At 60.8% G+C, this 18,731-nt stretch carries 17 protein-coding genes; all 17 read right to left on the minus strand.

The window, feature by feature from the left end:
• Positions 1 to 249, minus strand: a complete 249-nt coding sequence (locus tag U0034_RS07625; RefSeq protein WP_085228246.1) for a BolA family protein — start codon at positions 247 to 249, stop codon at positions 1 to 3.
• Between the two features lie 29 nt (positions 250 to 278).
• Entirely contained in the window at positions 279 to 1,079 is an 801-nt protein-coding gene (locus tag U0034_RS07630; protein ID WP_085228247.1) for an ABC transporter permease, read from the minus strand.
• A complete protein-coding gene (locus U0034_RS07635; protein WP_085228248.1) occupies positions 1,076 to 2,002 on the minus strand; it encodes an ABC transporter ATP-binding protein in 927 nt (308 codons plus the stop codon). Before U0034_RS07635 ends, U0034_RS07630 begins: the two co-directional genes overlap by 4 nt.
• Positions 2,003 to 2,245: 243 nt before the next feature.
• The gene (locus tag U0034_RS07640) at positions 2,246 to 2,497 is read right to left on the minus strand and encodes a PAAR domain-containing protein (protein WP_085228351.1); all 252 of its coding nucleotides are present in this window, start codon (positions 2,495 to 2,497) and stop codon (positions 2,246 to 2,248) included.
• Positions 2,498 to 2,662: 165 nt separating this feature from the next.
• Positions 2,663 to 3,364 (minus strand): putative type VI secretion system effector, encoded by a 702-nt coding sequence (locus U0034_RS07645; protein WP_085228249.1) that lies wholly within the window; start codon positions 3,362 to 3,364, stop codon positions 2,663 to 2,665.
• A gap of 52 nt (positions 3,365 to 3,416) precedes the next feature.
• Positions 3,417 to 4,151: a putative type VI secretion system effector gene (locus U0034_RS07650; protein WP_085228250.1), complete on the minus strand. Its 735-nt coding sequence runs from the start codon at positions 4,149 to 4,151 to the stop codon at positions 3,417 to 3,419.
• Entirely contained in the window at positions 4,148 to 7,069 is a 2,922-nt protein-coding gene (locus U0034_RS07655) for a T6SS effector BTH_I2691 family protein (protein ID WP_085228251.1), read from the minus strand. Before U0034_RS07655 ends, U0034_RS07650 begins: the two co-directional genes overlap by 4 nt.
• Before the next feature lie 42 nt (positions 7,070 to 7,111).
• Positions 7,112 to 8,101, minus strand: a complete 990-nt coding sequence (locus U0034_RS07660) for a DUF4123 domain-containing protein (RefSeq protein ID WP_085228252.1) — start codon at positions 8,099 to 8,101, stop codon at positions 7,112 to 7,114.
• Positions 8,102 to 8,105: 4 nt separating this feature from the next.
• Positions 8,106 to 10,550: a type VI secretion system Vgr family protein gene (locus tag U0034_RS07665; protein WP_233212027.1), complete on the minus strand. Its 2,445-nt coding sequence runs from the start codon at positions 10,548 to 10,550 to the stop codon at positions 8,106 to 8,108.
• A gap of 212 nt (positions 10,551 to 10,762) precedes the next feature.
• Positions 10,763 to 12,595 carry a type VI secretion system baseplate subunit TssF gene (gene tssF / locus U0034_RS07670; protein ID WP_085228254.1) on the minus strand — a complete coding sequence of 611 codons (1,833 nt, stop codon included), beginning with the start codon at positions 12,593 to 12,595 and terminating at the stop codon, positions 10,763 to 10,765.
• 19 nt (positions 12,596 to 12,614) lie between these two features.
• On the minus strand, positions 12,615 to 14,459 hold the full coding sequence (gene tssF / locus U0034_RS07675) for a type VI secretion system baseplate subunit TssF (RefSeq protein ID WP_085228255.1): 1,845 nt from the start codon (positions 14,457 to 14,459) through the stop codon (positions 12,615 to 12,617).
• 58 nt (positions 14,460 to 14,517) lie between these two features.
• Positions 14,518 to 15,000 carry a type VI secretion system baseplate subunit TssE gene (gene tssE, locus U0034_RS07680; protein WP_085228256.1) on the minus strand — a complete coding sequence of 161 codons (483 nt, stop codon included), beginning with the start codon at positions 14,998 to 15,000 and terminating at the stop codon, positions 14,518 to 14,520.
• Between the two features lie 280 nt (positions 15,001 to 15,280).
• Complete coding sequence (locus U0034_RS07685) at positions 15,281 to 15,595, minus strand: STAS domain-containing protein (RefSeq protein WP_085228257.1); 315 nt, start codon at positions 15,593 to 15,595, stop codon at positions 15,281 to 15,283.
• Positions 15,592 to 16,239, minus strand: a complete 648-nt coding sequence (locus tag U0034_RS07690) for an MlaC/ttg2D family ABC transporter substrate-binding protein (protein ID WP_085228258.1) — start codon at positions 16,237 to 16,239, stop codon at positions 15,592 to 15,594. Before U0034_RS07690 ends, U0034_RS07685 begins: the two co-directional genes overlap by 4 nt.
• Positions 16,240 to 16,356: 117 nt before the next feature.
• On the minus strand, positions 16,357 to 17,307 hold the full coding sequence (locus tag U0034_RS07695; protein WP_085228259.1) for an MlaA family lipoprotein: 951 nt from the start codon (positions 17,305 to 17,307) through the stop codon (positions 16,357 to 16,359).
• A gap of 48 nt (positions 17,308 to 17,355) precedes the next feature.
• Positions 17,356 to 17,925, minus strand: a complete 570-nt coding sequence (gene mlaD / locus U0034_RS07700) for an outer membrane lipid asymmetry maintenance protein MlaD (protein WP_085228260.1) — start codon at positions 17,923 to 17,925, stop codon at positions 17,356 to 17,358.
• A gap of 36 nt (positions 17,926 to 17,961) precedes the next feature.
• Positions 17,962 to 18,729, minus strand: a complete 768-nt coding sequence (mlaE, locus tag U0034_RS07705; protein WP_085228352.1) for a lipid asymmetry maintenance ABC transporter permease subunit MlaE — start codon at positions 18,727 to 18,729, stop codon at positions 17,962 to 17,964.
• Positions 18,730 to 18,731 lie beyond the last annotated feature (2 nt).

Genomic DNA, 18,731 nt, shown 5'->3' on the forward strand with positions numbered 1-18,731 from the left:
TTATGCGTTTTTCTGTGTTTGCCATTCCGCCGGCGTGAGCGTCTTCATGCTCAGCGCGTGGATCTCCGCTTTCATGCGCTCGCCGAGCGCCGCGTAGACAAGCTGGTGCCGCTGGATCGGACGCTTGCCGTCGAACGCCTCCGAGACGATCGTGGCGAAGAAATGCTGGCCATCGCCCTCGACTTCGAGATGCGCGCAGGGCAGTCCGGCGGCGATGTATTGCTTGATGTCATCGGGACTCGGCAACATGGTGAAAACTCCTGGCAGACGTATACAGTTCAGTGGCGCAGCTTGTAGCCGGACGCGATGAGGCGCATCGCGAGGGCGGCAATCAGCGCCAGAAAGACAGCGACGACGGCCAGGCTTGCCAGCGGATCGACATCCGAAACACCGAAAAAGCCGTAGCGGAAGCCGTCGATCATGTAGAAAAACGGATTGAGCCGTGACACGTGCTGCCAGATGCCGGGCAGCGAATGCGTCGAATAAAACACGCCCGAGAGGAACGTGAGCGGCATGATCAAGAAGTTCTGGAATGCGGCCAGCTGGTCGAATTTCTCGGCCCAGATGCCCGCGATCAGCCCGAGCGTGCCGAGCATCGCCGAGCCCAACACGGCGAACGCGAGAATATAGAGCGGCGCCGCAAACGCCACTGGCACGAACCAGATCGTCACCACGAACACGCCCACGCCGACCGCGAGCCCGCGGGCGACCGACGCCAGCACATAGGCCGCGAACATGTCCCAATATGTGAGCGGCGGCAGCAGCACGAAAACCAGGTTGCCCGTGATCTTCGATTGGATCAGCGACGACGAGCTGTTGGCGAATGCGTTTTGCAGCATGCTCATCATCACGAGGCCGGGAACGAGGAAGCTCGTGTATTCGACGCCGGGGTAGACCTCGACGCGGTCGCGCAGCGCATGGCCGAAGATCGTCAGATAGAGCAGCGCCGTCACCACCGGTGCGAGCACCGTCTGGAACGACACCTTCCAGAAGCGCAGGATTTCCTTGTAAAACAGTGTGCGAAAGCCGCTCGCCTCGGCCGGCAGCACCTCGAGGCGCGCGTGGAGCTTCTCGGTCATGCGAGCCCCTCCACCAGTTCCGGACCCTTCATCAGTTGCACGAAGACGTCCTCGAGATCGGCCTTGCGCACGTCGATTTCGTCGAAGGCGCAGCCGGCGGCGCGGCAGCGCGCGAGGATCGACTCCACTTCGTCGTAGTTCGACAGACGCAGCAGATGCGACCGAGCGCCCGGTGCCGCGGGCTCGACTTCGAGCGCGCGCAACTCGGCCGGCAGCATGCCTTGCGCGAGGCGCACGAAAAGCTGCATGCCGGCGAAGCGTGCAAGCAGCGCGCTCGTACGGTCGAGCGCGACGACCTCGCCGCGCCTGAGCATGGCGATCCGATCGCAGAGCGATTCGGCTTCTTCGAGATAGTGCGTGGTCAGCACGATCGTGTGCCCTTCGCGGTTCAGGCGCGAGATGAATTTCCAGAGCGTCTGGCGCAATTCGACGTCCACGCCGGCGGTGGGCTCGTCGAGCACGATCACCGGCGGGCGGTGCACCAGCGCCTGCGCAACGAGCACGCGCCGCTTCATGCCGCCCGAAAGCGCACGCATGTTCGCATCGGCCTTCTCGGTCAGATCGAGGTTGGCCATCACTTCGTCGATCCAGTCGTCGTTGTGGCGCAGGCCGTAATAACCCGATTGGATCCGCAGCGTCTCGCGGACGGTGAAGAACGGGTCGAAGACGAGTTCCTGCGGGACCACTCCGAGCGCGCGGCGCGCGTGGCGAAAGTCGCTCACGACATCGTGGCCGAGCACGGAAACGCTGCCTTCGTCGGCGCGGGCGAGCCCGGCGAGGATGCTGATGAGCGTCGTCTTGCCTGCGCCGTTGGGGCCGAGCAGGCCAAAGAACTCGCCCTCGTCGACCGTCAAGCTGACGCCCTTGAGCGCTTGCAAAGCCTTGTAGCGCTTCTTGACGTTGCGGATCTCTATGGCTGACATGGATGTGCGCGGCCGTTCTCGGCGGCGCGCCTTTGTTTAGACGTGAGCAGACCCGGCGCCGGCAACGGCGTGGGGCCATCGGCCGAAAAATCGGGGCCGAACGGATGCCCGGAAAAACGGTTGATTATAGGGCAAGTCGGCTGTGGAGGGCGCTGGGGCTTTGAGGCCGGGGCGCGGCAGCGGACCGTAGGCTGTGGTTGCTGCGCCGCAGCGAAGGTGAAGGCGGCCGGACCCGCACGCCCCCTACACGAGGCTCGAAATCAGGTGGCAGCCACAGGTGGCGCGATGACCGTGCCGGGCAATCGGAACACCGTTGTCCGTCATCGATTCGTCACCTTCCTCAATCAGGTTCGGCTTCACATCCGGGTGCTTGGGACACGATACCTCGTCGCCCTTGCGCGCGACGAAGCGGCTGTCAAAGCGCATCGTCGACGAGCCTGTGATGACTTTACCGCCGTGATCTGTGTCGTCGCCCACTCGTATGAGATCCATCATGTCCTGTTTGTTCTCCTGCAGAGTAAGTCGCTGGCGCGCGCCAGTTCGATTCGGCGCGAGTTTTGAAGGCGCCAGCATCCCTGGGAAGCTTGGCGCTGACGAAGCTACCGCTATTTGTAGCGGAAGTAGCATCTGCATTATGCTCCTGTGCAGCAATGCGAATCCTTACTTGTAGCGAAAATACAAGTTGCCGAAGTTTGGAGGCTTATTCCCCCGACGGTGCTCCCTTGATGTTCTCCGCAGATCGATGTTCTCAACATTTGGCCAACCAAATGTTCTGAAAACTTCCTCCGCGATTTCCACAAAACCCGACATCACCATCCAGAAAATAAGTATTGCACCAAGAGTTACAACCATCCCAACATCAAGAAAAATTTCCACACCATCCGTGACTAGAAACATGAATGGCAACATTAAGTACAACAGCAACGAGCACCACAACCATATTTTAAGCGACCTACGGTAATGCACCTTCCTTCCAGAAGTCGCATGCGGATACACAGCAAGCAGTTCATCTCCGTCGCGCTTCACCGCATACGCAACGTAAAGGTCTTCTGCAATACGCTCAGCAACAACCTCAACCTTGTCACCATTGCGCATCGGCATCATCCAGAGCCAGCCCGTGATCTTTTTACCGTCGATCTCGAACTCCACCCAATCCGCTTCTTCATCAGAATTTCCCGCCATACCGATCAGGCCGGCGCCTGCCGCGCCCATGCCCATGGCCGAGGCCGCAATTGCCGCCGCACCGACCTGTTGGTGCTGAAGCTCCGTCAGAATAAGGTTGTGGCTACGGCGCGATCGCTCCAGCCCCGAGATCACTCCCCTCAGCAATGCGGTTGAATTGCTAGGCTCCCGTTTCTTCATGTACGTTTGATCGCAGTATCTGCATCATCCTCGTTGTGCCGGGGTACAAATCCTACTTGTAGCGAAAATACAAATTTCCAAAATTTGGCAGCCTATTCTCTCGACGGTGCTCCCGTGACGTTCTCCGCAGATCGATGTTTTCGACATCAGGCCACCCAAAGGCCCTGAAGATCCGCTCTGCAATCTGCACAAAACCCATAAATTTTCGTGAAACTCGAAAAGCAAAGAATCCGGACATCATCATCCAAAAAATAAACGTCGGCAATACCCCAAACAACAGCCCATGCCAACCCAAAAAGGATCGCCAACCCGGAATCAACAACATCAACCACACAACTAGATAAATAATCAATGAGATCCACAACCATATTTTTACCGATCTACGATAATGCACCTTTCTTCCCGCCGTAGCATGCGGATACACCGCAAGCAGGTCGTCAGTCCCGCGCTTGACTGCATACGCAACGTAGCGACCGTCAATACATTCAGCGACGACTTCGACGTTATCGCCGTTGCGCATCGGCATCATCCAAAGCCATCCGGTAACTTGCTTGCCGTCAAGTTCGAACTCAACCCAATCAGCCTCTTCATCGGAGTTCCCCGCCATGCCGATCAGGCCTACGCCGGTTGCACCCATACCCATAGCCGAGGCGGCAATTGCTGCAGCACTGACTTGTTGGCGCTGAAGTTCTGTCAGAATAAAGTCGTGACTACGACGCGAACGTTCTAGTCCTGCAATCGTTCCCTTCAGCAACATTAGCGAATTGGTCGATTTCCATTTCTTCATGAGAGCTTGGTCATAGCGTCGATAAAATCCTTCTCCTGAAGGGAAGGGTCCTCATAGCGTGCAACGTCGTGATCCGCGATCCGAAATTGAGTTTCGCGGCCGGTACCAAAAGCACATCGCGAACACCAGCTTTCCAATTCATTTGGCGTGATCCACTCTGCCATAATCTGAAGCACAACCAACCCCACCGTTGCCTCCCAGCCAATCAGCATGCCGACCGTTCGCATTATTGTCGATGCTATCACTCGACCAGGAATCGTTTCTACCGCCGCGACAACAACGTTTACACCGTACCGGCCTGCGACCTTCTTGAGCAACTTTGAAGAGGTGCAGGCCGCATCAATCAAGATCGCTCCGCCAATGCCGACCTCAATTCCAGCCTTCGCGAAATAAAGCAAAAATATGTCGTACTGGCCCTTCTCGAACCCATCACGTGACTTCTCGCCATCCATCCAAGCCGAAATAAACGTACCAAAACTGCTCAACCCGCCGCCCACCAGCTTCCAACCTTGCGTGCGATAGGAACCCTTCAGCGCTCCATAGAAAGGCGTCATCGTGATGGTAATCAGCGACGACAGCATCGAAGCGCCCGACTGCGCGAGCTTGATCTCGGTGTCCCGATCCTTGGCAGCGGTCATGATTTTGTAAAAGTTAACCGTCTCCATTAGCGCCGCGACCACCGCGATCCGGCTCGACCTCAACGCCTTCACGCCGTCATCGGTCGACTTCATTCCGCCCCACACATCATAGAGGGCTTGGGTCGGCTTGGGCACATCTGTTGGCGACCCAGTTTGCAATATCGAACGCGCCGTCAGCAAGCGCTCGACCGTCTGCACGCGGCTCAGCTTTTCCAGCTCCGCCTGCTTACGAACCAGCATCATGGCATCGGAATACGAAACGCCCGCACGCTGCAGAAAGACCGACTGAATGATCTTCTCTCCGACGAAATCGCCCATTTGGTTAACGCGAAACTTGGAAAAAATCGCGTCCCCGACCGTCATCCCGAACGTATCGATTTCAAGACGCTTTAGCAGCCCGCCCAGCGGCGAGATCTTCTTCACATCGGATTCCAGCGCAAGCTTCGAAAGGTACTTGTAGTACCCGTTGAGCTTGCCGATCATCCCCGCCGCGGAAATCACCGCATCGACGCCCGGGCTATGCCCCACGCTTGCCTGCCCCTGCCCCGACTCCAGCGGCACATCCTTCTTGGCCTGCGCCGTCTTCAGCAATTGCCCCAACTCCTTGCGAGCATCTTTTTGGTTCATCGCAATCACACGCCAGATCAGGCTCGCCGGCTGAGCGGGGTCCCATTGCGTGACGAGCGCATCGAGGATGGCCTTGCCCTTCGGCGTGGAGCCGATGCCGGCAAGCGCGTCGGTAATCACCACCTCGAAAGCGACGGCATCGAGCAAATCGCTCGATTGGTAGTCCTCGAGCGTGTCCAGAAACAATTTGGCCTGCAACCATTTGCCCACGTCGGCGCTGCGCGCCTCCTGCAGGTCAAACACCGCGGACTGAAGCGCCTTGTAGTTGCCGCGGAATTTCTCGATGTCCTGAGGCTTGAGCCTCGCTTCGTACTTCGACCAGTTATAACGCGTCATCGTAGTGAGGTTGCGATCGTGCGCGCCCGGCTTCGCCTGGGCATAGGCGCGCGCCTCACTCATGATTTGATCGCGATACGCTCCGATATACGGCACGCCCGACCTCGCGCTCCCCGCCGAACTCATCTGCCCCATTTGGACGAGCCTGTTCTGGTAACTACCCGGAATGTCGTTGGCGGCCATCCAGTTCATGTCGTCATAGTAGGCGTTGATCTGTGCCGCTCGCGCCGGGTCCGCCCCCGCCAATGCACGCGCTCGCTGTCCCGCCAGTGCACTTTGTGCACCGGGCCGGCCAAGCGCCGTCATCGACTGCGCCTGTCTCGCCATCGCCTCTTGATTGCTCAACGCCTGATTGGTGTTCGACTGCACGATGGCGTGAGCCGTATCGATGTCATGGAGCGCGCCGACTTGCAGCGTGCGCTCCTTGGTCACGTATCGATCGAGCCAAGCCACGGGGTCTCCGCGGAATCCGTTCAGTTCATGCACGGTGCCGATACTGTCCCACAGCGCGAGCATCATCGGCGGATGATGCGCGTCTCCGTTTTCGGAATCGACTTCCTTCGCGCCGATCCGCTCCATCAACCTCACGAGCGCCTGACTCGCCGAAGCAGGCGAAGCCTGCCGAATATATGCGGGATAGCGTGTGACTTCGCGCGTTAACCAGCCTGACTTGTACCCGCCCTTTTCGTCGCTGAACGACTGCTTGTCGTCAGGAAGCGACAGCAGCTTCGGATCGAAGCCGGGCATATATTCGATCACCTCGTCGATTGCCTGCGCGGTCGCTACAATTGCATGTCCGCTGGCGTCCGTGCCGCTCGCGATCCACTTCGACGGCTCGATGAACTGCATTCGCGCCTCTCTTAGCGCGTCGTCACTGGCGTATCGGTCGAAAACCTCCCGATGCCAGGCGTGCTCCGAAAACGCCACGAAGACACGGCCCGTGCACTTTTCCGGCCGCTCGATTGCAATGAGGTCCATCGGGACCGTAATCGCGCTTTGCGCACACGCAGGATCGGTGATCGGCACCCTCGGCAACGGCAGTGTCTGCTTCCAGAGGCGCCCATCCGCCGTCACCTTATATGCTTCCCAGTATCGATTGCCGCGCGGACCGATCTCGTAGAAGAGAAAGACCCACCCTTCACGCAGCGTGCGCAACCCGTAATGGTGCGCATCCAGTGCAACATCGGTCACGCGCGCGCCGCCCATTCCCCCTGGCATCGCGGCCTTGACGTTTTTCGGCAAGGCAGAATAGCGCACCGGCAGAATCGGCAAGCCGGTTTTTTCGCAATTCACACACTTCTGGTGGTTCTTTGGCATACGTTGTCGTCGTATCGAATTCCTTGCGTTCCCGTGGCTGCCTTATTGGGAAACCGAGCTACGCAGACGCTGGTACCAAGCGCCCTCGCGGATCTCATCGATCTCGACCGCCGATAGCTGCGAGATCTCGCCGGTATAAAAATCGTCGGCGGCCCGATGGGCCAGCAATTGCAACACCTTCGGGTGTAAGTCGAACTGCGGGTGCCACGACAGCGCATGGCCGATAAACGCAATCCAGTCCTCACGATCAAGCAACCCGTATTGCTCGGCCCGTGCAGCAGCCGCAACGGCAGTCTCGATCTCGCCGGATTCGGGTTGTCGATCACACGCCCGCGCATGCAATGCGAGCGCGCGATTGACGAGACCATGTCGATGGACTGCCCGCCACTGCTCAACCGAAAGGGAAAAGCGCGCGCGTGGCTCCAGAGAAGCCAAGTGGACGCTCGGTCTCGCACCAGCGTCGAGAACATGCCATGCCCGTGCCGGCCCCAGCACCGTTTGTTGCTGCGCGGGTGACAGGATGGGCCATAACAAAGCCAGGGCACGAGAATCGAAGAAACGCAGCATGCAGGCCCGACCGCTCTCGTCGCGCTGAAGCATGAGGCGGGACCAGTGCGCGGCGACTTCGTCGATCGCGATAGAACTCGCCAACCATCCTCCGACGCGCTGTCCCAGCCCCTCGGCCATGGATTCCGGGCGTCGGTCCTCGAACGCTACACTCACGCTCTGCGCCAGCGCGTCGGCGCCTGCGCGGGTCGATAGGTCGAGTTCCAGGAGGTAGGGACGGTGCGCATCAGGAAACGCTTCGTGCTCGATGACCACATCAGCGCGACGCTGGCTGGCGAACGGCTCGCCGCCGTCCGCTTCCGATTCGATCAAGTCTCTCTGGCTCGGGTCGACTGCAAGGAAGCAGTGCATTTCCCGATGCCGACCAAACCACCCCGTGAGGGCGGCGGTCAATGATTCGATGCGCGCGGTCTCATCCACCTCGCCGTCGGAATTGGTGAGTCTGTCCGTCTGCTGATGGTTCATCGCCCTACTCCAATACGACGCTTGAAGCACTGTCAGCGGACGCAGCCGCGGTCTTCCACGAGCAGCCCTTCGAGAGAGGGACCTCGGCGGGCAAGCGCATCGACGATGGCCCCGGCTTATCCCACGATGCGCACCTTTCCAAAATCTCCCCCGATGTGCCGTTCTCGATCTTTTCGGCCGTGATCCGAATATAGGAGCCACCCGCTCCAATCCATACTTCCTTGTCCGCGGTGATGACAACCTTTCCGTCCGTGCTAGCAATCGAGAGGTCCTTGAGGGCCGCGAGCGCCATCTTGTCGCTTTGCGCCTGGATTTCGACCGGTCCCTTGGCCGCAAACAACTTGATTCCAAGGCTGTGCGCGAAGAGGCTGATCTTGTCGCGTACGCTCGCCAGCAGCGATTTGCCGGCCGCAACCGATACGCTCCGGCCCGCCGTGAGCGCAATGTGCTCGCCGCCACTGACATGAACCGTCGCGGGCGTCGTGGCTTGCAGCCCACTCGCGCCTGCGAGCAGCAAGTGCGGGTCGCTCAGTTCGGGAAACGAACCACCGCCACCTGCACGGCCCCTGATGCCTTCGACCTGCCCTTGCAACGCATCGGCCACGCCGCTCTGATCGCCGCCACTGTCCTGCGCCTGATGCTGTTGGGCCAATTTGCCGAGTTGGTCATGCTGAGTTTGCGCTTGCGCAAGACGCGACGCCGGCTCGCCTATATCCGCGATATGCGACTTGCCCGACAGACGAGCTTCAGTACTGACGAGCATGCCCTGGCCGGAGCGAATCGCTCCGACTGCATCGGTGCGCAGTTCGAACCCTTCGCCACGCGCATCCTGTCTGCCCTGCCAGTCCTCGATCCGCGTAATACTGCCGAGCGATAGCTGACTGGCAGCCTGATCGGACCGTAGCTGGACCTGAATGGCCTCGGCGGTATCGTCAAAGACCAGGTGATTGCTTCGGCCACCACCCTGGTTACCGGCATCGCCCAACAACTCGCGGCTGCGGATACCCGTCAACGCCCGTTGATGCGGCAGCCGCCACGCCGGCGGGTTCATTGCGCCCCCCACGCGGCCGACAACGATCGGATGATCCGGGTTCCCATCGAGCCACATCACCAGAACCTCGGAGCCGATCCGAGGCAGCGCACTCATGCCTTGAGCGCCACCCGCCCACCCGCTCGACACGCGCACCCACGTCGTGTACTTCCCCTCCCGGTCCCAGTGGAACTGCACGAGGCAACGGCCGTACTCGTCCGTGTAGAGGCTTTCGCCCTCGGGGCCGACCACCGTTGCCGTCTGCGGTACCAGAATCCGCGTATCGACGCTGTTGTACCCACGCAGCGGCCGCCACGGCGTGCGCTTGCTCACGCACGTAAACGTGTTGTTGTAGGTCGCCTGTGCATTGGCGCCCTGAAGGTAATTGTTCGTCGCCATATGACGCGCGGATACGATCAAGTATTCGTCGTCGTGACTGTTGTTACTGATCGGGTGGCCGAAGTGGTCCGTCAGTTGAAACCACCGTCCCGGCATGACGAAACGATTGTTCCCGCTCGCCTCGTACTGCCGCGCACTCGCTTCGATCGCCTCGATGCGCCGGCTGGTTTGCTCCTGCCCATCCTCTGTATCGCGATGCCCATATGCGCCGGCGTATTCGTACCATTCCAGCTTCTGTCCGCCATCGCGAGCCCACGCGTCGGTCCGCGCATCGACGAAGCCGCCGGTTCGCGCATTCAGATCAGGCCGGGCCTTGAAGTCGGTGCGTGACTGAGCGATGTGCGTGGGCGTGGTGTACTCGATGATCGACCACGACGCGATACCATCCGCCTCCTGCGAGCCGGCCTGCGTCTGGTAGGGGATCTCGGGGGTGCTGCCGTCGATCGCCGGCTCCGTACGCATCGGATCGGACACGATCAGCTTGTGCTCGGTCGCCGTATGCTCGTACCAATAGCACAAGCCCAAGTGCTCCCAGCGGCGATGAACGTAATTGTGGTCGTGCTCGTCGAACTGGCACGCCATGGTCATCGAAGGGTCCTTCTCGTAGACCTTCCACTCCCATACCGGCAGCGTGCCGTAGTCTCTGAGGATCGTAGCCGTCTGGCCGCGAATTGCCTGATTTAAAAACAGCCGGTTATTCTTGCGGAACGTCAGATATCGCATCCAGGGACCGGCGTCCGCTTCGTAAGTCGCAATTCCGCCATCGGTTCGCACCAGCCGAAACGAAAAGACGTGACCGTTGAAATAACGAAAGCTCCCGTCGTTGCGCAGCAATTGCACCACGATCAGCTTGCCCACGAAATCCCTTGGCTCGAGCTTTGCGTTATCGGACAGTATCTCGATAACGAACCGGAAATCGCGCGACAGGTGCTCTTCACCTTCGAAGCGGTTCGCCAACAGGATGTCGTGCGGGGCATCGCCCTGCGGAAAGGTCAACGTCAATAGCCGCTTATGCTGCATCCCGGCGGCAATCTTTCGCAGATCTTGAACAGACAGATTTGTATTCATTTTCACGCCAGTCAAGGAGCCGGCAATCCAGGTCGCGCGATTTTACACAGAATGCCGTTATGGCAGAACAGTCCGACCTGGGATTCGGAGTGACTGGCATTCCACGGAAAACATTTCCGATTGATTGCAAACAATCGGCAACTATTGCTCAATAGAGTGCGTTCTTAGACCAACGGAATGGCACCTTTCACGGGCTCGCCGCGCCACAAGACTTCGCCACCGAGAAACACGATAACCAATTGAACAAAGCTGTTGGCGCTGACATAGGACGCAAAGAAGCGCTCCATGACTCCCGCAAACACGGCAATGCTGTTGGCGACGAAAAGCTGCTCGTCAATCTCCAATGTGACCTCCATGCCGCGCACCATGGCCGGTTGCGACGCCCTTGCGATCAGCGTCGTAACCAACCGGTGGCGAAGACCCGTGATCCCGTCGATATGCCGTGCCTGTGCGGGCGACAGCGCGGCAAACTGCTGGAGCAGTTCTTTGAAGGCCGGCAGGCCGGCCTGAGTGAGTCGCGCAGCGTGCGTGGTCTGCTGATCGATAAGCCGCCACAGCGCGCCGTTGGTACGCGAAAAGCGCCCGACGGCCGTCGGCACCTGGAGCAGCGTGACTTTCTTGGTGATCGCCGCCTTGCCCTCCGGCCGCATATCGCCTTCCGGGGCACCCAAGTGCAATGAGCGAGGCAGGTCGCCATTGGTGCAAGTAACGTCGGCCCGCAACGTGTCAATATCACCGCCACCGCCCACGGAACCGTCGGCACCGGAAAGGCGCAGTGCCGCCCGCCGGTCAGCATCGGACGCAGACGGAACGCTGCGCTGTACGAGCGTCCATCGGGGCTGCGCATGACTCGCTTGGCTGGTCATGAGCGCCGCCGATGAGCGCAGGGGGATGCCGTGCTCCGTGCACACGCTATCGACGGACCACACTTCGGTGAACGAGTCGTTCTTGCTCTGCGCTTCAATTGGCCAATCACCACTGTTCTGATCGTGTTTGAGCGGCACGTCTTTCTTTTCGAACAAATTGACGACGGGCGTACAGAAGAGCCTCAGGTGATCCGCGGACACATGCACAAGCTGCTGGGCAGTGCGCGAACCCGCCGGCGCGCCGGCTACGAACACATGCAGCGTCAGTTGCTCGCCGGGCGCCGCGGCATGCAGCAAAGCGAAATCGATATCGACGAAATGAAAACGTCCGGCGAATGCGAAGTACTCGCCAAGCAGCCCTAACGCTCGGCCCGGTTCCGTGGGATCGGTAAAGAGCCAGTCTTCGGGGCCGAAGCCCACGGCCGCGATGGGGACGGCAGGCAAACGTGTCCAACGTCCGCTACCGTCCTCCACATACGCGGTCGTCGCGCGCAGCAGCAAGGTGTCGATGAGCGCCGCCACTATCGGGGGTTGACCCGCAATGTGAGTGCGTAATGTCGCCGGCATCGCACCACTTGTGCCAGCGCCGGCTTTTGTCGCAGCAAAGCTCACGGAGAGCATGCCGCTCGTATCCGGCGGCAACGTCACGCTGGCCGGCACAGCCAGCGTCGGCAGGTACCGGGCACGCGCGATCCGCAAAGGCGCAAGCACCACCTCATAGCGAGTTCGAAAAACGTACTGGCCGACCGTGGTCTGCAGCCGCGTGCCGCGAGCGATCCGGACGCATTCGGCCAAGCTGTCGAACACGCCTTCCACGTCGAACTGGGCGAGCGCGCACGAGGGGAAGGGCCGCAGATACTGTGGATACGATCGCTGTATCAGCGCCTCGGACAACTCAGGATAGTCGTCGTCGATTTTTGCACTGTGGCGCGCGTGGAGCAGTGCCGCCGACTGTGCCAGCCGTTCGACGCCCGCATCGTCGGAACGTCCATCGCTGTTGATCGACAGTCGCGCCGCGGCTTGTGGATGCCGCTGTGCGAAGGCATGCATCTCGCGGCGCAGGCGTTCGAGTTCCCGCTCGTAATAGTGCCGCAGCAGGTCGTCGTCGTAGTCGTCGTGTTTTGCACTCATCGGCAAAGGCTTCCTCTTATTACTCAAACACCAAATCGCAACTGCGCGGCCTGCACCGCACGATCTCGTGGCCCGTATGCGCCGACACGACTGTCAATTGCACAAAGCTGTTGAGCTGGACGTAATATCCGAGAAACGTATTGATCGCGCCCACGAACGTCGCGATGCTGCTTCCGACGAAATGGCCTTCGTCGATGGTCAAACGCACTTCGACACCTTGCACGGCCGTCGTAAACGGGTTGCCGGGCAGCTCCCGCACGGCGTCGCGCGGCTCGATGCCCACGATTCCGTCGATATGACGCGACGATACGACGGAACGCCGCAGGTCGTATAACGCCAGCACTGCTTTGAGCGCTTCGGCGTGCATATCTGTCAGAGAAACATGGTCGAGCGCCAGGTGCGAGGTCAGCCGCAACGGCAACTCGTCGCTGCGCTCGAAACGCAGGGTTTGCGTCGGCCGGCGGAGCATCGCGATACCGGCCACCAAGCCGTCGCCAGCACCCTCGTCCAAGAAAAGGTCGCCACCCTCGAGCCCCACGGCGAGCCTCGACGGTAGGTCCCGGTTGGTACAGGTGAGTTCAAGGCTCAACGTATCCGTTTGAGCGGTGGTCGGGTCAAACCCGGTGTCGATCACGGAAATCTCCGTTTCGTAGCCGGGACTCATCGAAGCCACCGCCTCGTCGCGATGAGCGAACCAATAATATGCGTGTTGCTCATCTTCGCCGTATCGCAGCGAAAAGAACGGCCTGAAGTCGATGATGGCCTCACGCTCGGGCGTTTGGCGTACAAGGCGCACGGCGTCGATCGAATAAATGTCGTAAGCGCTCGCGTGACGTGCATCCGCCACAACCGGATACGCGAGTTCGCAGTGCGTCACGCGAATGGGTTCGCCGGGCCGCTGACACAGGTTGACGACGGGCGTCGCAAACAGCTTGAAATGCGCCGCCGACAACGTCTCCAGCAGCCGTCCAGCGAGGGGGTTGCCGTGTCCCTCCTTGAGAATCAAATGCAGCGTCACCCGCCGGCATGCCCCTGCCGTATCGAGCATCGCGCCGAGATCGACATCGGCGAAATCGAACTTCTCTTGGAAGCCGGAATACTCGGATAGCGGTCGGTATGCCGGATGAGACCGCGTCGGATAATCGAGCAGTGCGTCTTCCTCGCCAAAGCCGACCTGCATGATCGGCACTGCCGCCAAAGGCTTCCAGCGACGATCGCTGTCGAGCTCCACGTAGCTTGCCAACGCATGGATGAAGAGACCGTCCGCGAGCGCGGCAACGAACGAGGGCTCGCCATTCAAATACAGGCGCACGGCACGTACGCCGAGCGCACACAGATCGATCTTCGGTGCTGCCGATTCGAATGTAATGGAGACGATCCCCGCCGCATGCAACGGCACCACGACAGGGGCGGTGGCGGCCGGCGAATAGCGCGCCTCGCTGATCGTTAGCGGCGCAAGCGTCACGTCGTAAGCCGTCTTGAATCGGCACTCGACACCGTTGATCGTCCGGCTGATCAGCTCCGTGCCGCGTTGGAGCGTTTTGCAGCATGGGCCGGAGCCGAAATGTGTTGCCGCCACGGAAAACTGGGCGATCGAACAGGCCGGAAACGGCCGCAGATAGTGGGGGTGAAGAACGTCGAATAATGCCTCGACGCATTGCGAATAATCATGCTCGAGTTTCCTGCCGATCCGAGCGTCGAGCAAAGCGATCGCCTTGATCATCTGCTCGATATGCGGATCGTCGGCGTGCTCGCCGGTGGCCGCAAGCCGTCCGGCAATCTTGGGGTATCGCTCGGCAAAGTGACCGGCATAGCGGCGCAAATACGATAATTCGCGCTCGTAGTGCGGTAGCAGTTCTTCCATCTGGCTCTCAGGATCTATTTGTCATTCGGCCGGTGCAGCTGCGCGGCAAGCGCCCCTTTCAGGGCCTTTTCGTACGCGCGCGAGTGACCGAATAGTGCAGCGTGGACGGTTGCAGCATGGCGTCGAAATTGACTGGCTCCTCCGCCGGATGCACCACCAGTAATGCTTGAATGGCGAAGCACAGCGCGTTCGTGGACTGCGCGTTGAGCTCCAGTTTCACCATCACTTGCTTGAGCCTGGGCTCGTGTCGCTCGATCGCCCGCTCAATCGAATTGCAGATGGTTGTGCGGTCGTCATGGCTCGCGAGACTCAGCCCCGCGAAATCGTTCAGCCCATAGGTCAGTACCGATCGCTTGCATTCGGTGAACTTCCCAAGACGTTCGTCCGTAAACGCAACGCGGGCATTGAGGAGCGACTCGATATGCCGCGCAACAGCGCCTTTGAGCTCATCCAGCGACAACTGCCGTACGACGGCGGACGCTGGCTCATTCGGACTATCACCGAACAACTTGTCGAGCAGGCCGGGTTGGAAACGATTCATCAATCGGTGAATGTGGGCAATTCAAAGAATCGCCGCAAGGCAATAGAGCGCCCGTATAGTACAGGATCACCTACCCGTTCGATTCCGGCTCTCTGAAATTCGGATACACGGACCAAGGCAAGAGATATTTCCGCACTCTTTTTGAGATTGCTTACTGCACGGAAATATTTCGAGTAATACGCATCCCGCGTATTATCGAGATAACACAGATACCCAGCACCGCAATTGATGCGACGGCGTGAGACGCCCCGCCGCGGGCGGCGAGGCGTAGGTGCCGCGATCAGAGCGGCGCCGCGACGCCCTCCGGCACCGACCGACGTTGCGGACTCAGCAAGGTGTCGATGCCATACACGGCGGCGAGACTCGCCAGCCCCTGTGGAAGATTCACGATGTCGAAGGCGCCGCCGCGGGAAGCGGCGGCGCGCTGCCATGCGAGCAGCACCGCCAGCGCCGACGAGTCGAACTCGGCGAGCGGCGCGCAGTCCACGCCCGTCGCCCCGCCCGCGATACTCGCAAGACCCGCCGCGAGCGCAGCCTTCGCGCTCGCATGGGTGAGCGTCGCGCCGCTCGAAAAACGACCGGCGTCGGCGCTCACGACGGCTGCTTGCCGGCGGCAAGCTCCTCGTTGCGCTGCGTGAGGAACTGGATCAGGCCCTGCACGCCGCTTTCGTTGATCTTCTGAGAGAACTGCTGCTGGTAAGCCTGGATCAGCCACGCGCCGGCCACGTTCAGATCGTAGACCCGCCAGCCTTGCGCCGTCTTGTAGAGACGGTAGTCGAGTTCCACGGGCTGGCCATTGTTGATAACCGAGCTGCGCACGACGACGTCGGTATCGCCCGCGTTCGCGCGGAACGGCTTGAATTGCACCTGCTGATCCCGGAATTGCGACAGCGCGCCCGAATACGTGCGGATAAGCAGCATCTTGAACTGTTCGACCATCTGATCCTGCTGCTGCGGCGTAGCCGAGCGCCATGCGCGGCCCATCGCCAACTGGGTCGTGCGCCGGAAGTCGGTGTAGGGCAGGATCTGCTTGTTGACGACTTCCGTGATGCGGTTGATGTCGCCGCTGCGAATCGACTTGTCGGCACGAATGGTGTCGAGCACCTGTGTCGTGACAGTCTTGATCATGGCGTCGGGCGAGTTCGTATCGACGCTGTTGACCGTGGCCTGCTGGGCGAAAGCGGCGCCGCCAAACGAGACGAACGCGGCAAAGAGAGAAATCAGAAAGAATCTTTTCATCGTCAACCCTGATATCTAAAAGGCTCAGTTTTCGAGCCCCACCATACCGTGCGAGTTCATAACAATCCCGCACGGCACAGCAAGAATCGTGTCCAAGTGTTACCGGTGCGGGCCCGGCTACTTCAGACGAATGACGGGCAAACCCGAGCGTTGCGGCGGCGGCACGTATTGCTGCCCCGGTACGGTACCTGTATCCGGGCCGCCTACCGCGGCCGGGACAGCCGTGCCGGACGCCGCCGAGGCGGCCTCCGCCTGCGCCGCCGAAGCGGCCTGCCCGGTGGCCGGTGCGGACGCGCCGGCCGGCGCCGCGGCGGCACCGGTTCCCGCGCCGTCGTCGTCGTATTTCGGCAACGATTGATCGTAGTCCGGCAGCGGCTGGCCGTCGCCGCCACCCGTGATCAGGAAGCGCCGCCGTTGCAAATAGGCGTTGCGGATAAAGGAATATTTATCGAGCGCCGCGCCCGACAGCACATCCACGGTCGTCAGCAAATTGGCGCGCGTATTCACGAGATTGACGCCGTACAGAGCCCAGCTCACCGACGATGGCTCGACGTACGTGAGCGGATTGCCATAATAATCGACGACGAGGCCAGCCGCATCGCGCACCGTGCTCGGCCCGAGCAGCGGCAGCACCAGGTACGGGCCAGACGGCACACCGTAATGGCCGAGCGTCACCCCGAAGTCCGAGGCATGCTTGGGCAGCCGTGCCTGCGAGGCCACGTCGAACAGGCCGCCGACCCCGAAGATCGTATTGATCGCCACGCGCATGATGTCGCCGACACCATCGGCGATCTTCAACTGCACGATCTCGTTGGCGGCGATATAGACGTCGCCGATATTCGAAAAGAAATTCGTGACGCTCCGGCGCACGGGCTCCGGCACGGCCCATTGATAGCCCTTCGCCACCGGCTTGAGCGCGTACTGGTCCAGCGTATCGTTGAACTTGAACACTCCGCGATTGAAGCCCTCAAGCGGATCGCCCGGGGTGGGCGTCGGAACCGACGCACATCCCGCGAGAACCGCCGCCGCGATGGCCATCGTCACGTTTTTGGCGCGCGTGGTCTGCATTGTTATTCTCCGTAATGAGTGCCTAATCAGGCGACTGATGGCAATCCATCAACCGCCGGCCCCCGGCGCCGAGGCACTGGCCGGCGCGGATGCGGATACGGCGGGCGGCGTCGGCGCCGCGGGTACCGCCGGCGCGGGCGCCGCCTTCGCGCCACCCGCGTCGGCAGCCTTGCCGTACAGGAATTGACCGATGAGGTTCTCGAGCACGATGGCCGATTGCGTCATCGTGATCGTGTCACCGGCTTTCAGCATTTCGGTGTCGCCGCCCGGCTCGAGCCCGATGTACTGCTCGCCGAGCAGGCCCGCCGTCTGGATCTTCGCCGACGAGTCCTTCGGAAACGGATACTGTTTATCGAGGTCGACCGTGACGACGGCCTGATAAGTGTTCGTATCGAAGCCGATCGACGCCACACGGCCCACGACCACGCCGGCGCTCTTGACGGGCGCCCGGACCTTGAGCCCCCCGATATTGTCGAACTTCAGCTTCACGGGGTACGTCGGCTGAAACGAGAGCGAGCTCATGTTGCCGGCCTTCAGCGCGAGAAACAGCAGCGCAATGAAACCGAGCACCACGAACAGGCCGACCCAGAAGTCGAGAACAGTCTTTTTCATCGTCATCCTAAGAGAGGGTCGCGGGTGAGCGACACCGTCCGGTTAGCTGAACATCAATGCCGTCAACAGGAAATCGAGGCCGAGCACGGCGAGCGACGCGTAGACGACGGTGCGCGTCGTCGCGCGCGAAACCCCTTCAGGCGTCGCCTTCGCTTCGTAGCCTTGAAAGAGCGCGACGAACGTCACGGCGAAGCCGAACACCACGCTTTTGATCACGCCGTTGCCCACGTCCGCCCACACTTCCACGCCGCCTTGCATCTGCGACCAGAACGCGCCGGAATCGACCCCGATCATGAGCACGCCCACCACATAGCCGCCCAGCACGCCCACGGCGCTGAAGATCGCGGCGAGCAGCGGCATCGCGATGATGCCCGCCCACATGCGGGGCGCGATCACGGTGGAGAGCGGGTCCACGGCCATCATTTCCAGGGCCGTCAACTGCTCCCCAGCCTTCATCAAGCCGATCTCGGCCGTAAGCGAAGTGCCGGCGCGGCCCGCGAAAAGCAGCGCCGTGACCACGGGCCCGAGCTCGCGCACGAGCGAGAGCGCGACGAGCAGCCCGAGGGCCTGCTCGGAGCCGTAGCGGTTGAGCGTGTAATAGCCTTGCAGCCCGAGCACGAAGCCGACGAAAAGCCCCGAGACCGCGATGATCACGAGCGAATAATTACCGACGAACAACAATTGCTTGATGACAAGGTTCGGGCGCCGCAGCAGTGCGAAAAACTCGAGCACGAGGCGAACGAACATACGCGTGGCGTAGCCCGTGCGCGCAACACCGTCGAGCACCCAGCGCCCGACCGAACTGATCATGC

The sequence above is a fragment of the Trinickia caryophylli genome, assembly GCF_034424545.1.
In the GTDB taxonomy this organism is placed as follows: Bacteria; Pseudomonadota; Gammaproteobacteria; order Burkholderiales; family Burkholderiaceae; genus Trinickia; species Trinickia caryophylli.

Coding starts and splice junctions, on each gene's coding strand:
- U0034_RS07695 (WP_085228259.1), bottom strand. CDS start 17,307: ATGCAGACCACGCGCGCCAAAAACGTGACGATGGCCATCGCGGCGGCG.
- U0034_RS07665 (WP_233212027.1), bottom strand. CDS start 10,550: ATGCAGCATAAGCGGCTATTGACGTTGACCTTTCCGCAGGGCGATGCC.
- U0034_RS07625 (WP_085228246.1), bottom strand. CDS start 249: ATGTTGCCGAGTCCCGATGACATCAAGCAATACATCGCCGCCGGACTG.
- tssF (WP_085228255.1), bottom strand. CDS start 14,459: ATGGAAGAACTGCTACCGCACTACGAGCGCGAATTATCGTATTTGCGC.
- U0034_RS07655 (WP_085228251.1), bottom strand. CDS start 7,069: ATGCCAAAGAACCACCAGAAGTGTGTGAATTGCGAAAAAACCGGCTTG.
- U0034_RS07660 (WP_085228252.1), bottom strand. CDS start 8,101: ATGAACCATCAGCAGACGGACAGACTCACCAATTCCGACGGCGAGGTG.
- U0034_RS07630 (WP_085228247.1), bottom strand. CDS start 1,079: ATGACCGAGAAGCTCCACGCGCGCCTCGAGGTGCTGCCGGCCGAGGCG.
- mlaE (WP_085228352.1), bottom strand. CDS start 18,729: ATGATCAGTTCGGTCGGGCGCTGGGTGCTCGACGGTGTTGCGCGCACG.
- U0034_RS07640 (WP_085228351.1), bottom strand. CDS start 2,497: ATGATGGATCTCATACGAGTGGGCGACGACACAGATCACGGCGGTAAA.
- tssE (WP_085228256.1), bottom strand. CDS start 15,000: ATGAATCGTTTCCAACCCGGCCTGCTCGACAAGTTGTTCGGTGATAGT.
- U0034_RS07650 (WP_085228250.1), bottom strand. CDS start 4,151: ATGAAGAAATGGAAATCGACCAATTCGCTAATGTTGCTGAAGGGAACG.
- U0034_RS07645 (WP_085228249.1), bottom strand. CDS start 3,364: ATGAAGAAACGGGAGCCTAGCAATTCAACCGCATTGCTGAGGGGAGTG.
- tssF (WP_085228254.1), bottom strand. CDS start 12,595: ATGAGTGCAAAACACGACGACTACGACGACGACCTGCTGCGGCACTAT.
- U0034_RS07635 (WP_085228248.1), bottom strand. CDS start 2,002: ATGTCAGCCATAGAGATCCGCAACGTCAAGAAGCGCTACAAGGCTTTG.
- mlaD (WP_085228260.1), bottom strand. CDS start 17,925: ATGACGATGAAAAAGACTGTTCTCGACTTCTGGGTCGGCCTGTTCGTG.
- U0034_RS07690 (WP_085228258.1), bottom strand. CDS start 16,239: ATGAAAAGATTCTTTCTGATTTCTCTCTTTGCCGCGTTCGTCTCGTTT.